Origin of the sequence: Rhodococcus sp. 05-2255-3B1, from assembly GCF_002258545.1 — a bacterium.
In the GTDB taxonomy this organism is placed as follows: Bacteria; Actinomycetota; Actinomycetes; order Mycobacteriales; family Mycobacteriaceae; genus Rhodococcoides.
This window is the reverse complement of the sequence record NZ_NOZC01000003.1, coordinates 142,981-158,161: the sequence shown is the minus strand read 5'-3', so window position 1 is coordinate 158,161 and position 15,181 is coordinate 142,981. Positions and strand designations below refer to the sequence as shown.

The 15,181-nt window shown below is 56.4% G+C and carries 17 protein-coding genes; 8 read left to right on the top strand and 9 right to left on the bottom strand.

The window, feature by feature from the left end; genetic code table 11:
• Window positions 1–60: 60 nt before the first annotated feature.
• The gene (locus CH249_RS28665; protein WP_373453498.1) at window positions 61–486 is read left to right on the top strand and encodes a Tox-REase-5 domain-containing protein; all 426 of its coding nucleotides are present in this window, start codon (window positions 61–63) and stop codon (window positions 484–486) included.
• 43 nt (window positions 487–529) lie between these two features.
• Here the strand turns inward: CH249_RS28665 and CH249_RS01295 are convergent, their stop codons facing one another.
• The 4 genes from CH249_RS01295 to CH249_RS01280 form a co-directional block, all read right to left on the bottom strand.
• Entirely contained in the window at window positions 530–892 is a 363-nt protein-coding gene (locus tag CH249_RS01295; protein WP_094682597.1) for an Lsr2 family protein, read from the bottom strand.
• 108 nt (window positions 893–1,000) lie between these two features.
• The gene (locus tag CH249_RS01290; RefSeq protein ID WP_094682596.1) at window positions 1,001–3,328 is read right to left on the bottom strand and encodes a DEAD/DEAH box helicase family protein; all 2,328 of its coding nucleotides are present in this window, start codon (window positions 3,326–3,328) and stop codon (window positions 1,001–1,003) included.
• Window positions 3,325–5,322 (bottom strand): site-specific DNA-methyltransferase, encoded by a 1,998-nt coding sequence (locus CH249_RS01285; protein WP_256988000.1) that lies wholly within the window; start codon window positions 5,320–5,322, stop codon window positions 3,325–3,327. The genes CH249_RS01290 and CH249_RS01285 overlap by 4 nt, the downstream gene beginning before the upstream one ends.
• A gap of 229 nt (window positions 5,323–5,551) precedes the next feature.
• Window positions 5,552–5,773, bottom strand: coding sequence for a helix-turn-helix domain-containing protein (locus CH249_RS01280; protein WP_094682595.1), 222 nt, complete (start codon window positions 5,771–5,773; stop codon window positions 5,552–5,554).
• Window positions 5,774–5,858: 85 nt separating this feature from the next.
• Between CH249_RS01280 and CH249_RS01275 the strand changes: the two genes are divergently transcribed.
• Window positions 5,859–6,380, top strand: coding sequence for a GNAT family N-acetyltransferase (locus CH249_RS01275; RefSeq protein ID WP_094682594.1), 522 nt, complete (start codon window positions 5,859–5,861; stop codon window positions 6,378–6,380).
• A gap of 62 nt (window positions 6,381–6,442) precedes the next feature.
• On the top strand, window positions 6,443–7,585 hold the full coding sequence (locus tag CH249_RS01270; RefSeq protein ID WP_094682593.1) for a hypothetical protein: 1,143 nt from the start codon (window positions 6,443–6,445) through the stop codon (window positions 7,583–7,585).
• Between the two features lie 152 nt (window positions 7,586–7,737).
• Here the strand turns inward: CH249_RS01270 and CH249_RS27455 are convergent, their stop codons facing one another.
• Entirely contained in the window at window positions 7,738–8,169 is a 432-nt protein-coding gene (locus tag CH249_RS27455) for a hypothetical protein (protein WP_143544337.1), read from the bottom strand.
• 625 nt (window positions 8,170–8,794) lie between these two features.
• Here CH249_RS27455 and CH249_RS27450 point away from each other — a divergent pair.
• The 3 genes from CH249_RS27450 to CH249_RS01250 all read left to right on the top strand — a co-directional run bounded on the left by CH249_RS27450 (window position 8,795) and on the right by CH249_RS01250 (window position 12,574).
• Complete coding sequence (locus CH249_RS27450; RefSeq protein WP_143544336.1) at window positions 8,795–9,340, top strand: hypothetical protein; 546 nt, start codon at window positions 8,795–8,797, stop codon at window positions 9,338–9,340.
• Window positions 9,337–10,488 carry an SIR2 family protein gene (locus tag CH249_RS01255; RefSeq protein WP_179273108.1) on the top strand — a complete coding sequence of 384 codons (1,152 nt, stop codon included), beginning with the start codon at window positions 9,337–9,339 and terminating at the stop codon, window positions 10,486–10,488. The genes CH249_RS27450 and CH249_RS01255 overlap by 4 nt, the downstream gene beginning before the upstream one ends.
• A gap of 631 nt (window positions 10,489–11,119) precedes the next feature.
• Window positions 11,120–12,574, top strand: coding sequence for a deoxyguanosinetriphosphate triphosphohydrolase family protein (locus CH249_RS01250; RefSeq protein WP_179273109.1), 1,455 nt, complete (start codon window positions 11,120–11,122; stop codon window positions 12,572–12,574).
• Here CH249_RS01250 and CH249_RS01245 read toward each other — a convergent pair.
• The 3 genes from CH249_RS01245 to CH249_RS01240 all read right to left on the bottom strand — a co-directional run bounded on the left by CH249_RS01245 (window position 12,571) and on the right by CH249_RS01240 (window position 14,019).
• Window positions 12,571–13,167: a hypothetical protein gene (locus tag CH249_RS01245; RefSeq protein WP_094682588.1), complete on the bottom strand. Its 597-nt coding sequence runs from the start codon at window positions 13,165–13,167 to the stop codon at window positions 12,571–12,573. The two genes, CH249_RS01250 and CH249_RS01245, sit on opposite strands and share 4 nt — an antisense overlap.
• Window positions 13,154–13,438, bottom strand: coding sequence for a hypothetical protein (locus CH249_RS27445; RefSeq protein WP_143544335.1), 285 nt, complete (start codon window positions 13,436–13,438; stop codon window positions 13,154–13,156). Before CH249_RS27445 ends, CH249_RS01245 begins: the two co-directional genes overlap by 14 nt.
• Window positions 13,439–13,707: 269 nt before the next feature.
• On the bottom strand, window positions 13,708–14,019 hold the full coding sequence (locus CH249_RS01240; protein ID WP_143544334.1) for a hypothetical protein: 312 nt from the start codon (window positions 14,017–14,019) through the stop codon (window positions 13,708–13,710).
• 365 nt (window positions 14,020–14,384) lie between these two features.
• On the opposite strand from CH249_RS01240, the gene CH249_RS27440 reads away from it, so the two are divergent.
• A complete protein-coding gene (locus CH249_RS27440; RefSeq protein WP_143544333.1) occupies window positions 14,385–14,690 on the top strand; it encodes a hypothetical protein in 306 nt (101 codons plus the stop codon).
• A gap of 35 nt (window positions 14,691–14,725) precedes the next feature.
• Here the strand turns inward: CH249_RS27440 and CH249_RS01235 are convergent, their stop codons facing one another.
• On the bottom strand, window positions 14,726–14,935 hold the full coding sequence (locus CH249_RS01235; protein ID WP_094682586.1) for a hypothetical protein: 210 nt from the start codon (window positions 14,933–14,935) through the stop codon (window positions 14,726–14,728).
• 23 nt (window positions 14,936–14,958) lie between these two features.
• Between CH249_RS01235 and CH249_RS01230 the strand changes: the two genes are divergently transcribed.
• Complete coding sequence (locus CH249_RS01230) at window positions 14,959–15,174, top strand: hypothetical protein (protein WP_094682585.1); 216 nt, start codon at window positions 14,959–14,961, stop codon at window positions 15,172–15,174.
• The last annotated feature ends 7 nt before the right edge of the window (window positions 15,175–15,181 follow it).

Genomic DNA, 15,181 nt, shown 5'->3' with positions numbered 1-15,181 from the left:
ATTCCCGATGTCTTTCGATCCGAAGACGGTCCAGGTCAGTACGAACCGCGCAACCACCATATGTCCGAACGAGCGACGGACTACCAGGAGCAGGTGACCGGTAGTCCCCTTGGAATCGAGTACGTGGTCGACGGAGTCGCGTTCGATGGCTTCCGCGACGGCAGGTTGAAGGATGCCAAGGGGCCCGGATACGAGCAGTTCCTCGACGAGAGCGGCGAGTGGAAACCGTCTTTCAAGGGCGCTGCAGCTCTTGTCGAACAAGCCCGTCGACAGCTCGATGCACGTCGAGTCTGCCGGCCACAGTCCAGGTGTTGGGCTCGGGCAGCGGAACTTACCTGCAGCTATCTGGAGCCCCTATGGCACCGAGCTTGGACGATGCACTGGCAGTTCGGCAGGCACTGGTTTACGAGAACCACTGAACTCGGCGATGCTCTCGACACTCGCCGTCATGGTGTCGGCAGAATTGTCACGAACCGCGTGACCTAAAGCCCTGCACGCTGCATGGACCTAACAGCACCGAATGTTCAGATCAGTGTGCAGCGTTGAATGCTTCTTCTACGGAGACTGGAATGCGGCCGCGTGCGGAGATCTCGTATCCGCTTGCAAGCGCCCACTCGCGGATGGCACGGGTTTGAGCGGCGTCGCGCTTCGGCGAGGTGGCGGCAGTCGTACTGCCTCCTGCAGAGGGCTTACGACCTTTTCGTCCACCGACCTTGGTGCTGTACCCGATGTAGTAGTCGAGCTTGCGGTGGAACTCCTTGGCGTTCTTGTCGCTCAGATCGATCTCGTACTCGTTGCCGTTGACCGAGAATGTGATGTTCTCGCCGGTACCGTCTGGGATCTCTTTGTCGTCGAGATCATCAATCAGCTGCGTGTATATTTGCTTGGCCATCCGAATCGCTCCTGTTCTCTAACGTTCTAGACCGCAATCTGCGTGCCATGTTAGTACTATGTTCGAACGATTGGCCAAGTGAGGGGCAACGAGTGTTCAGTTCAGCCGTCAGTCCTCCGCTGCATCGTCACGACAGGCCATCGCGACAAGTTCGTCAGCCTCCAGAAAATGCTGGGCGCGTAGTTTGCCATCGTCTTTAAGGCCCCACAATGTAAAGCCATCAGGGCTCAACTTCTCAAAATCTGAATTGAACTCCCCAGGCGTGACGAACCGAATCAGGAGACGTAATGTATCAGATCGAGGCTTGACGCTCAGCAGCTTTCGTCCAGCGTCCTCTCGCAAAATGTGATGACCTTTCGTGTCAAAACAGATTACTGACGATTTCGTCCACACGACAAAGTCTGGGTAAAAGTTATCGGACTCACCAATCGAAATGAGGGGGATTCCGTAGCCTGAACGCGGATGGTTTCGCATCCATGTCAGACCGGAGCGATCGAGAGTGTAAGCAAACTCTTTCTCAAGGCCATTCATTCCCTCGTAGCCGGCATGGATCGAGTGCTCGAACCGCTCGATGTCAGTTTCTCGAACCAGGATCGGACCGACGATATACGGGTTGGGCTTTCTCTGTATCAGCGTCACGTTCTCAATAAAAACGCGGACGACCTTTTGTGCGACCTCCCGGACTTGAGAAAAAGCCGGGCTCCCCACGCCGATTTGAGCATCGAACCTGGGATCAGCAGTGCTAGCGACGTCGAGTGCGCGAGAAAATAGCCGAAGGACCTCACGATGAAATACCCAGCGCGCAGAAACTTTGCTTGGTTCTTCGTAGTCTTCCCATTCGGACTCGCTCGCGCTGCCCCCAACCAACTGTTCAGTGATTCGGCGACTGCCGGACCCGGCGATATTGGAATCAGGACCGGACGAATAATCGATCAGTTGAGCCAGAATCTTCTCAATCGGTTGAACGGCGTCGATTGGATTGGTGGCTGTCCTTGGTATTTCTCGGCGCACTCTTGGCTTGAGCTGTCTTGCTCGTGGACTTTGTGGAGCGGACGCCATGATCTTGACATCGGGTATGTCAGTTCCGAGACGTTCGGCCACGTCGGCCAAGATGGCATTGAACACCTCGTTTCGATCAACCCGGACGTAGAAATGAGCAGTGTTCAAACGTTCCGATGCGAAATGCGTCGCGTACGGCTGCCGAAGCACGCGTCCTATTACCTGAGTTACTTGCACATTCGACTCCATGGACTTGTCCACGTAAGCGAAGTAGACCTGTGGGTCGTCCCACCCTTCTTGAAGGGTCAGGTTAAAAATGATGTGCTTGTAGCTGCCTGCGGTAAAGTCTGTGTAATCGTTATCGCCACCTTTGAAAAGTACAAACTCATCGGGAAGCGGATAGTCCTTGTGGGTATCCAGGTTGGAGTACACGGCGATTGTGGCGGGGTCGATGTGGTGGTGTTCAACCAAGAACCGCCAAATGAGGATCGGGGGAGCCTGGCGTTGATCAAACGGCTGAGCAGGGTCGTCGCGCCGGAATGCGTCATGTGCGACGACATTAGTCTTGCAGATATAAATTGCTTTCGGATCTACGTCAACCCCGTAGTCCAAGGCGTCCTGTTCTGCCTCTGCCATGTCCGACAACAGGGCAGATACCGTCTCCTCCATGGGCGATTTGTACCCCGCGAGGCTGAGGGTGTTCTTCACTAGACCGTTTGCGACAACTGAGGAAGATCGAACTTTTGTGGTGAGCCAGTCATCCGAGTGGCCCGCAGCTCGCAGCAGATCGATTTCCCGGAGCATAAGAGGGGGAAGTTGCATAGTGGCACTAGCGAGCAAGAGCGCCTCCGGCTGCAGCTTCAAAAGCAGCTCCGTCTGCTGCTCCGATAAGTTGTGGGCTTCGTCGTAAACTATGAACAGCGGGCGTCGTTGTTCTGCGGAATCCAAGCGTTCCCGTAAAGCATCCCAAGTCGATCCTCCCGTCGAGTCGATGTCAGACCTGTAGATCGTGAGGCTTCCATTTTCCATATCTTTACGATTGAATGTGCCAACTGTCGCAAAAAATAGGGAAGGTTTGGTCGCCACTTCAACATCACTTGACGAATATTCCCCTAATGGGCGGACCGTTACATCTCCAAGAACGTGGTAGTACTTGCCGCTGGGCTGAAGATTTGCGTACGTTTGAGCGACAACGACCCTGCCACGTGAAAGCCAGAGAATCACCGGCGCGATCTTACAAGCGGTGGACATTTGGGCAATAGCGTCAGCCAGGATTAGCGTCTTTCCTGCACCCGTCAGGGCGGCAACGGATTGAAAGAAGGGTACCCACTGCGGGTTCTTTCGGGTGCCCTTCGAGACTTCATTTCCTTGGTATTCGATGAATCTCTCTGAAATTTGTGTTGAGGCTTCACGCTGGAAGGGGTACAGACTAATCACGATGTCACCTCGTCTGAGTAAGCTTCCGTCCGAAGGTCAAGGCCGAAATCAATTAAGATCTGATCTGGAATTCGATAGAATCGAACGTCTTCCGTGCCGAACATGTTGTATCTGGCGTATACGTGATAAAAGGGTTCAAGCTTCGCCCGACGCCCTTCCGCGACGCAGGCCTCGTAGACGTCTTCAGTCAGATCTGTGTTTCCGTCTGGACCACCCCAGATGAGGTAGAAGCCTTGACCCGCAGAGTTCGTTCCGACTAGATATTGGAAGGACGGGTCGTTAAAGGTGACGAGGGATGCCCCCCGTCTGCGGTTGGAATCATGATGGGATGCAATGACGGTATCTACCATCTCCTCGCGTTCCATCTGTAGCACGATTTTGGCATCGACCCTTTTGGTCAGGGACTTGAAGCCAAATCCGCCATCTAGCGGGACGCCCTTCTTATTTTTCCACTCGCCGGTGATCACACGCTGCAAGCGGTCGGCGGTAAGCGTTCTGGCGTAAGAGTCTCCACGCTGCGGGCGACCCTGCTCGATGAGTATGAAGCGTCGATCACTTCCGGCTGCTGCGTTCAACGCCAGGACCGCGTGACCTGTTGTGCCTGATCCCGCGAATGGATCGAGCACGAGTCCTTCCGGCGGGCACCAGAGCTGGAGTACTTTTTGCATTAGCTTCAGCGGTTTTACTGTTCTAAAACCGTGATCACGGCCAACAATCGCGCTGAGCTCGTTCACGCCTGTCTGGCTATGACCGGACTGCTCGTGGTCCCATGATATAGACCCCAGCGCCTCCGGGAAGTCATGATCCTGGTCGGCCCAGTAGGTCATGGGGACGATGCCTTGCTGGACGTTCTTCAAATATCGCTTGTGCTGGGGGCGACCGGTGCCCGAGACACCGAAGTAAACGATCGGCCACGGTCCATCTTTCAGTATTTTTTCGGCACGACCCTTTGACCTTGCTGGCTTCTTCATGACAAGGGCCTTTACACCCTTCAATACCTCGTCAGCGGGGACGCCAGCGACGCGAGCGCGGATCTCATCGTCGTGAAGGTCTCGTTCGGTGTATTCAGTTCCCCACTCCGACAAGGCCGCCCGGATGCTGGACCGCGCCAGCGACCAGCATCGGCCCTCAGGGGGATAGTGAAGTTCTCCTGTAAACGGGGATTGTATCGCGTATACCATTGGTTGATTCTTTGCTGCTTTGCCTGCTGAGAGGTCGCCAGATTTCCAGATCTGCGAGTCTCCGTCGCGGTTCTGATAGCGCGCGTCCATGTCGATCTCGCGGGGGAGTAGGGCAGTTGAGGCTCGATCATCGTCACGTGCATAGACGAGGATGTATTCCGTCGCCGTGCTGACGTGTGACTTGTCGGAGCGGGGTGAATAGGATTTCTGCCAGTTGATAATCGCTAGGCGGTTCGACTCCCCGAAAATTTCATCCATCATTTGTCCGAGATGAAACAGCTCTCGGTGATCAATGCAAATGGCCATGACCCCGCTAGGCTTGAGCATGGAATGCATCATCTGCAAGCGCGGGTACATGAATTTCATCCACTTGGTGTGCCGGGCAGGGTCGTCCGATGGCACCCACTCGCCAAGGCCTGAGTCGTTGGGATCGTCATCCCACCTATCGTTATAGCGAAAGTCGTTGCCGGTGTTGTATGGAGGGTCTGTCACGATCACGTCGACGCTCCCTCGCCAGCGGTACAACGAGGCGAGGGCTTGCAAGTTGTCTCCCTCTATGAGCAGGTTCTTCGATTGGGCCTCTGCATCGCCCACCGAGAGGGTCTTGTCTGACCGCTGAACCCGGGGCCTGACGAGCCGCGCAATCCGGCGGGCCTGCTGCTTGCCGACAAATGAGATGTTGACGCCGCGTTGTGACTTCTCGCTGACGAGGTTGATCAGGTCCTCGTACGTCAGATCGCGGCCTGCGGCCGCCGCAACTTCGCTGAGCAATTCCTCGGCGCTGAGGTGCGGAGTCGTCTCTGTGTCGTTCACGCGGCGTTCCTCGCGGTCGTAAGATGGGCGGTTTCAGGGGATGGCTGGTGATGGACTACGAACACCTAGGCCCTGCCGACCTTGATGTGCGGATGAGTGCAGTGGTCACCGCACAAGGTAATCACGAGTCACTGACAGGCCATAGCAACTGGTGCCCTCCGGATGCCCATTGCTTGGATGAATCAGGTATCCACGTGTGAGTTGTTGCGTAGGGGCACTCGATGTTGACCTAGCCGCTCGGCTCGTTCAACAGCTCGTGGGGGTCGATCTGGAGTATCGACGCCATTCGCTCCACGGTTCGAAGGGTGAGATTTCGTTCGCCGCGTTCTACGCCGCCCATGTAAGTCCTGTGTACGCCCACCACCTCGGCGAACGCCTCCTGGCTATAGCCGCGTTCCAGGCGATACCGGCGCAGATTGCGCCCCACGACCTTCTGCAGCTCACCTTCCATAACAACCCGATACGCTTCCGGGTTGCTACTTGTAGGTCTACATACTTACAAGTAGCATTGCCGTTCCGAGGAGAATGGAGCAGCGGTGAACGTACCGAAGGTCACGCCCTTGGCCCTTTCGTCGGTCCACGTACCCGAGGTCCTCCACGCGAGTGGCGACTGGGAGGAGCTTGCACCGTTCGGTCCGCCGTACTGGAGACCAAGGAGCGAGGCGGAGCTACAGCGCAAAATCAACGCAACAGCCGGCCCGGTGCCGGCGACCGAGTACACCTTCGTTCTCCAAGTCGAAGGTGGCCGCTTGGTAGGCGAGTGCTCACTACACGGCATAGATTGGCGGAACGGACTGGGACAGGCGGGAATCTGCCTATGGAACCCACAGGACCGTCGCAAGGGGTTTGGGCTGACTGCTGTCGACTTTGCTCAGACGTGGGCGTTCGACCACCTGCGTCTGCGCAAGCTCGAAGCCTGGGTGGTCGATGGGAACACCGGGTCGCTGGCGCTGTTCGCACGACTGGGCTGGCGGCAAGAAGCGACGCTACGGTCCCGTTACTTTCACGCTGGAAGTCACAAGGACGTTCATGTACTGGCGCAGTACTCGGGGAGATAGCCGCGCAAGCTCAATGTCAATCTATGCGTTGAGCTACTGTTTTGGTACAATAACCACAAGTAATGGCAAATCCACAACGTTCTACGATCGCATTTCGACTACGCAAGACAAAAGCAGCCTTGCTTGTTGTTGGTCTTACTTTCTCCGGGATAGTGTTGATTGCCGCGAATGGTTGGCTGTCATCTCTCGATCTCGGCGTGTGGAGCTGGTTGCATTCCATCCCTATTAGTGAACTCGGCGGAACCCTCTTCGGTGCGGGAGTTCTCGGCACGCTGTTCGAGTACAGCTTCCGGAAAGACCAAGAAGAGGCAACGGTCGAACAGTTCCGTCAAATTGTCCGCGAACAAGCACCGGCGATGCGGGATGCAGTTGTCGAAGGCTTCGCCATCCACCCCGAGGATCTCAAGCGCGTCGCGAATCCGGACCTCCTCGACGACATCGCTGCAAATGTTATGAGTCTTCGACTTGGCGATGCGCAGTTTGCGCGCGAGATATATACCGAGATCCGTGACCAGGCGATCCGGGCATCGGAACGATGGCACGACGTCGAAGTTCGGATCCGGCTCTCGGATGCACTAGAGAGAAGTGTCGAAGGCACTCCTCTGTTCGACGTTAGTGTGGAGTGGGAGTACACCACGGTTCCATCCGGCAGCGTCCGTCGGTTCGCCTGCGTGTCTGATCGTGCCGAATACAACGAGCTTCTACTCGACGTGCCGGCAACATCGCCGTGGTTCATGACGCCGCGACCCGGCATGGATGCTGCCGACCGCGAGTCATACGAGTTCCTTGAACTCACCGTCGACGGGGTACCGCAGTCAATTCGGCGCAGCTCGCGCAAGGGCGGCCAGATCTACACCGTCACACTCGACGAGCAGGCGCGGAGCGGCCAACCAGTCCGCGTGCGGCAAGTGTTCCGAACCGTCACGCCGACGTGGGGTCACCGCATGTACTTTGAGCTGCCGCAGCCATCACGGAATCTTTCCGTGTCGATGGATTATACGAATACGTCGATCTCACACCTGGGCGTCATCGATGCCGTCGCTACGGCCAAACCCGCTCAAGTTGTCCGAACCCCGGAGAAATCGTCCGGGCGGGAACTCACCGTAGAAGCGCAAGGGTGGCTTATGCCGAAAACCGGGTTCACCTTCACTTGGACCCTGGAGGCAGAACTGCCCCAGAACGGTGAACGTCCTAGGGCAGCCTGAACCGAACCTTCCCGCACTAGTCTCCGCCGCCCATGGTGGCCTCCCTCCGTTTCACACGTCCCGAAAATGCTACTTATAAGTGTACAGTGACGGGCGCGTTGGAAGCCATTGTGGCGGCGGTACCCAACCCGCCGGGAGCGAAGCTATTGCGCTCAGTAAGACTGCGCGCACAAGACGACGGTCAACACGACCATGCCGTCGCTGCGGGGCGTGCCACGGCAGGTGAACGCATCGGTGTTCGCTTCGGGTTCGCGGTGGCCCAGGACAGTCGACAGGTTCTCAATGCTTGCCTCCGACAACGTCCAGCCAAGAGGCACCTCCATCGAAGGACCGCGTGGCGGGGAGACGGTAATCATCGATCCGTTCACCGATTGCGTGATGTTGCGTAGCGCCTGATCGTCGCTCCTAACGCCGTCTGGTGGATAGAAGCGCGAGTTGGGGAGCTCGCGAGCCTCCCGGAACAGCAGATCTCTACACGGCTGCCCTGCGCCTTCTGGCCGCTCGGCGGTTTCATCCCTCTCCAGTTGGTCGAACGTGAACGTTCCATCCTTCGTCCTGGTCGGGCAGGACGAGTCGTAGGCCAAGCTGATTCGTTGCACCCACGCCGCGGATCGCGAGTGAGCACAGTGCCAACGTCGACGGCAGGGCAATGAACAGGGCTGCAGGTCCGGCGTCGATAAGCTTGGAGTGTCCGTCCTGGCGGAGTAGCCACGCTGCTAGCGCGCCTGCGGCCGGTCCGACGAACCAGATGACGACCGAGGCTGGTGGATGGAACTTTTGGCCGTTGGTGCTCGGGGTGTTCTGCACCCACAATTCGAACACCAAGCTGGTGCGACGGCGGCCAGACGCCAGAGGCCAAAGGCCAGGGCTGCATAGCCCACTAGAGCGATCAGACCGGACATCGGCGACTCGATCCACTAACGGAACCGTGCTTTAGCGCTTCCGAGCTTTTCTGCTAGCGGCCAGGTCGAACCGTTCGGGTAAGTCAGTGAGCGAGTGGGAGGTGCCTATATTGCGGTGGAGGGGAGCCTAGATGACAGCGAGGTGCAACCTCAGCCCCCGGTGGTCGAGGAGAACCGAATGAAGCGATGACCTCCGCGCAGGAAGTCATGCGACTGACTTGATGTTTGTATTCTTGCTCGAACCTGAAGTCATTCAATTGAATGAGAAGCCATCAGCGCTGCTCCTGGATCACGGGAATCCTGTAGCGTGACACTTCCCGGCAAGGAGGCGACATTGGGCACATTTGAACGCAGGTTCCGACTAGACGTCCTGCCAGACATCGCATTCACTCGGTCGGTAAGGATCCATCAAGTTTACTGGCGGCTCGGTCATGAATGGTCAATCCGCATTCGTCAAGAGGATGATCCTGCTGACTACAAGCACACCATCACTATTAAAGGTCCACGCACTGGCGCAGATCGTCCGCAGATCAGTGTCGATGTCTTCAAAGACGTTGCCGACTTGGATCGTGGTGAGAAACTTTATATCCTGGAGGCCTTTTTGGGCTCGGGCGTGCAACACGCTATCGATAAGACGAGGCATTTTGTAGAAATTGACGGAATTACGTGGGAGATTGACGATTTTGAGGGCGCTCCTGCTGGGTTAATTATTGCCGAAGTGCGCTCTGAAGACGAAGAGCTGATCCGTTTGGTCGAGCCTCCGTCCGAATGGAACGGGCGGGAAGTGACTGCCGATCCGTTGTACAACAACGAGAACCTCGCATATGACGAATGCCTGTGGGTAACAGGATGACGGACGCAACCGTTCTCTTAGGAGCTGGCGCGTCCAACGATGCCGGAATTTCAACGTCAGCGCAACTCGTTGATCAAGTTGGTGACCGAATCACAGATGACCCGCGTCTTCACGCGATTTATGATGCCATCAATGCCGGATGCCTTATGCGCTCGGCCTCGTCGAGAATTTCCGGAGTTAGTCTGCCGTGGCCGACTATTGAAGATGTCGCGAACACGATCGACGCGCTCATTGATCACAAGAACTCCGACATTGCGCCGTTCGTCGCTGTGTGGAGTCCCCTGCTCGCATACGTGGATGAAGCAGAGGATGTGTCCCACGCTACACGGCAGGCAGTGGCCAAAGTGTTTCAACAGAAGTTCGTCGACGCGTCGAGAGGCGAGACGGACACTATTGACACAAATTGGGCATCTTGGGCGGGTGACCTTATAGGCGCGCTACAGCGACGTCCGTCTGCCGACAATCTTCTTCGAAGCTTGAAGCGACGGATCCCCTTCATTATCGCTGAGCTCCTCGCAGTGCCGGCCGGCGCGGACCTCAGTTACTTGGCCCCCTTGCTCGAACTCCGGTCAGAAGGCGAGCAACTGACTATCGCGACTCTGAATTATGATCTCACAATTGAAGTGGTGTGTGGGAAATCTAAGGTCTCATATTCGGACGGCCTCGAAAGCTGGATCGGTGGCGAGCCGGACTTATTTGGCGATGCATCCATAGCGCTGCATAAGCTACACGGATCGCTCGATTGGGAGCGTGACGCGGAGGATCATTACCGAAGAAAGATTGTTACTGTTGACCCCGCGCAGCCCGGAATCATTTTTGGGGGGAGAAACAAGTTAACGACGCGAGGTCCCTACCTCGACCTGTTGTGGCGGTGGCGATCGGAGCTGGCACTCAAATCCACACTCGTCGTCATCGGCTACTCTTTCGCGGACAGCCATGTCAATGGGCTGCTGATCCAGTGGGCTCGCACCACCACGGCCCGGAGGCTTGTGATCGTCTCTAGAAGCACGTCGTGGCACTCGACTCGAACTGGCCAGTGGCTCCTGGCGCATGCAACGAAGACCAAGCGCTTCCAACTGGAGCATGTCGTAGGGACGGCGCGGACTGGCACCCCGCAAAGCGTAGAACACGCGATGAGACCGCTTTAGTGCGATGAGATGCGGTTTCGGTGCACGCGGGGACTGGACCCGCTTGTCTGCTCGGTCAAAGCACCGACCGTCGCGCTTGCTGGGTTTGTAGCCGGAAGGACCCTGTCGCTTCGAGTCTGCGGCCGCGTCCCCACGTTGTCGGCAGTCTCCGATAGCATCGCGTGGTAGGCAAGGGAAGCCACGTCTCGTGGCTCCAAATATCTGGAATACTTGACAAAAGGAGTAAAGTGATGATAATGGGAAATAGATATGGAACAAGACTGTCGCGCATCCCAGTACGAGACAACCAGTTGTCCAGAATGTGGACACGACTTGGATTTACCTCCGCCTGCGCTCATTGGGAGGTTTAGCGTTATGGTGTTCATGTCTGAAGCCGCGCCCCTAGCTCCAGCGTTCAAGCGTGAGGCGGAGCGTGAGGAGAAGGCGCGACGTAAATGGCAGCACACAGCAGAAACGGCGTCGCAGTTGCTCACGAAGCGAAAATTCTCTTCGTCAATGGACTTCCTAATGGCACTAAGCGCTGAGGCAGAGGTTAGTCGCGCAATTGCAAAACGTGTTTATGCAGATCTGAATGGCAGGGTCAATCCAGACACTGGCCGAGTAGAACTTGCCCAGCAGTAAATTTGGGCGCGTGCGCCCCCATGACCCGTCTAACGAAACTGCCGATGCAAGTCTTAGGGACTGTTTTGAGATTGACTTTGATCGCGTTCTTTACTCAGCTGAATTTCGACGATTAGCTGGCGTAACTCAGGTCATATCTCCGCAAGACGATTATGTTTTCCATGACCGGCTCACCCATAGTCTGAAAGTTTCTCAGATGGCGGCGAGGATCGCTTCGTATTTGAGGCGGTCTTACGAAGCGGGGCATGGTAAGGGCTCGGCTTCTAGTGAACTAAAAGTAAATCCGACGGTTTGCGCTACCGCGGGTCTTATCCACGACATCGGTCACCCGCCATTCGGCCACGCCGCCGAAACGGTGCTCCAAGAAGCGCTGAATGCTGGGGTTAAAATCGGACGTGGTACCAATAGGGCACTTCTGGCTGACTCGTTTGAGGGAAATGCTCAAAGCATGAGAGCAATCGCACGGTTAAGTATGCGCAAGCACCGTGAGAAAGAGCAACGCGGAATGAACTTAACCTGGCGTACGCTTGCGGCTGCGTCCAAATACCCTTGGACGCGCGATCAGCAGCCGCAGTTTTACAAGACGACTGGAGAAAAATGGGGGTTCTATGACTCCGAGAGGGACTACCTCGATCTTCTTGTTGAGAAACGTTTGATTGAACCTGCGCAGATCGGCAACGCTAAGAATGTCGAAGCGTCGATCATGGACTGGGCTGACGACATAGCGTATGCAGTCCATGACGTTGAGGACTTCTTTAGAGCTGGGCGCATACCTCTCCATTCGCTATCGCTCAGCTGGGAATCTCGCGACGATGACGAAAATGGAACGTGGAATCAACTTCTTCGTCGTACTAGCGAGAAGGTATCATCCTATTATAGTAAGCAGGAGGACGCCCCTACTCTTGGCGATATTAGCGAACTTGCCGCTGAGCATATTGTTACATGGCTTCCATCGCATCCGTTTGATGGCTCCCATAGGTCGCATGCTGACATTCACACTTTTGGAAGCGCGATAACTACATTCTTGCAGTCATCGTGTTCGATTAAGAACAGTGCGGTAGGTAATGGGCATGCATTGTTGATTTCTCCAGAGGCTCGTATAATTGCCGAGTTCTTGAAATCTACTACCGTGACTTTTGTAATCAACGATCCGGTGGTTGCTACAATGCAGCGCGGTCAGTCAACGGCAATACGCGACGTTTTCGAATATTTGTTAGAGACAACTCTAAAGTCCTTCAGCAAGAATGATTCGTGGCTTGCTCAGCGCAGCCTACCCCCACGTCTGCGTGAGTACGTTGGCACAAGCTACGCAGAGGCCGAGCCGTCGGATTCTGAAGATGCGTTAGCGGCCCGCGGTGTGGTCGATTTCTTATGCAGTCTCACCGATAAGCAGACCAGTCTCCTGCATCAGCGCATAACGGGAGACTCTATTCAAAGTCTTCCTCCTTACTGGCTTACGGCCTAGCTCCAGTCCCAAGGCGATTCCGGTTTCCAGTCGCTAATGTCATCCCAGGTGCTCACCGGGTTGGAGGCAAGATTTTCGTTGTTGAAACGCTTGTCGGATGTGACCTCGCGGTATGCCCACCTGGGCATCTTAGCTGCGCGTACATCGTCGTCTTCGGTGTCGTCGTGCTCGGTGCCTTTCATCGCCTCAAGTTCGGCCACGATTAGGCCCGCATTGTCGTCCTCGAATTCATCAATATCCCATATCTGAGCTGAGTCGGCGTCTACAAGGTGGTACCGCCGCTTGCGAATTACCAAATCGGACCGGTCAATAATTCCTTGGGCAAACTGCACCGGCACATCGATCTCGTACTCCTCGCGTTCATCTCCGTATTTCGGTCCCTTCGCAGTGATTTTTCCAGCTTTATCTTCATAGGTGAACTCGCCAGCGTTTCGCGCCGGGTCCTTGATTACGCGTGCGCGGATCGCGTAGCCGTCAATTTTCCAAATGTAGCCCTGAATTATGTATTCCCAGCTCAGTCCTTTGAGGATCGAGTGGTCGGCTAGGATGAACTTTCGCTCACGCTCATATACAGGTTTGTCAGCTGCGGTCATCGTGGTTTCCTTGCTTAGTAGGGTAATTCGAGTCTTTTTGTGAATTCTTCCAGCGCTTGAATCGTTGCTGTGCTGCTTGGGCGGTCACTCCCTGTGATTGACCGATGTGGCTCCAGCTGATGCCTTGCCGTTGCGCTGCCTCGATCAAGATTGACAAGTCTCGTTGCCGTACCTCGATTTCCACATGCAGCCGCCGGATTGCATTGAGCAGCTCGATCTGGCGTTCGGACGCGCTCTGCCGGTACGCGGGGGACCTCAGCAGGGCCTTCACGGAGGGGGTACCAGGCTCACGAGAGCTACTTTCCACGGGCTTCCTCCTTGTTTGCCCTGCAAGGAACGGGACTGGCCGGATGGACCAATTATCAATGCCTATTGACGTTTGTCAACCGAAGGCTGGCTGTTTGGTGAGTTCTGCATCGAGCATGAGGGCAACGGCGTACGTGTGCTAGTTGAGCGGCCGTGGGTAGCAAGCATCGTCCCGGCAGTGCGGAGCACGACTGGCGACTCCTTGCATCTGTTCGGTTAGAGGCAGTCTCGTCACTACGTTCCCGCACCACCAGGGGCGCGGTCGTCAGAATCTTGAGTTCGGCGTCGGTAGCGCGCGGACCGTTGTTGCGCCGCCTGCGGTGATAGAGCCCCTTGTGCCAGCCCAATCTTTCTCCAGCTCACCCCCTGCCGTTGGGCTGCATCGATCAACATATTGAGATCTCGCTCCTTGGTCTCGACCTCGACAAAAACGCGACGAATCGCGTCGAGCAGATTGCGCTCGCGCTCCGCTGCGCTAAGCGCGAGATCAGGCGAGCTCAGAAGCTTACCGATATCAACTCTGGTCTCCTCAGGCTCATCAGTCACAACATTGACCTTCCCTATAGACATCGCAGTGCCGCCGACATAGATTGATGACCATCAACGAAACGTTGATGAACGTCAACCTCGTGAGGCAGGTGGACATGACGGTACCAAGTATCGGCGGCAACGGAGTGGTGGTCGAACAGCTTCAGGTTTGGCGCTACGGCGTTTCAACTCCAAGTAGGGCTGCACCTCGCACGGAACGGCTCTGTGATGGTTGCAGATGCACTCAAGTTGGAGATCGTGTTTGTCGTCGCGGCGAGGGCGAAATCGTAGGTGGACCGCGCGCAGTACTACCGGTTCTTCTTCGGGCCAGATAGCGCACTTCGGGGTCGCTCAGTAACTGACAGGGAGAGGATTGTGATCGCGTGACCAATGAACTTGAACGCTGGGGGAACCTCACGTCGAATGTTGTCCCCAGCCGGGATGAACGTAATCACCGCAAGTCTCTGGCGAAGGTCGTCCAGGAGGCCCGGCTCGCTGGGCTGAAGGTTGATGCAGAGTCGGCGTTGACTGCCCGCATCATGGAGCGTGCGGTCGACATCGACGCGTATCGGAAGCAGCTGGCCAATGGTGACCCTGTGCTCGATGCGGTGCTGACCCGCATCGAGATCGGATTCGTCGACAAGGCTGGTCGGATCCAGCGGAACTTCGGGTCGGAGTTCCCCTCGTGATCGTCACTGTTCTTGTCGGCCTTGGGAGCTTTGCTCTAGGGGCGGCAGTTGCGCCGTCGGCCGCGCACGTGCAGCGCCGACGGCTTCGGAACGTAGCTGACGAGTCCGTGGTGCTGCGCGAGTTCGAGCGCGACGAGTTGGAGAGCGACTTTGCCGTTCACGTTTCGGCCGTCCGGTGCAAGGTCAGTGAGTTTGCCGACGAACTCGCCGACGGCGATGCGCAACTCCGCGACTGTATGCGTCATTTCGAGCAGGGCGGTGGTCGCCCGTGATGGTGCTCGCGATTCTCCTAGTCGCAGTCGGCCTCGTGATGCTGGGCGGCGGCATTCTGCTGGTCGATGCGTACGAAAGTGTCGAAACCCAAGAGCAGCGTCTCCGCCGCGACGTTCTTAGGGCAGATCAGCAGGTCCAGCGTGAATATCGCGAGGCTCGCCGCGCGATGAACATCGCGTCAGGTCAGGCGTGGCGAAACCTGGCCGACTGACAGGTGA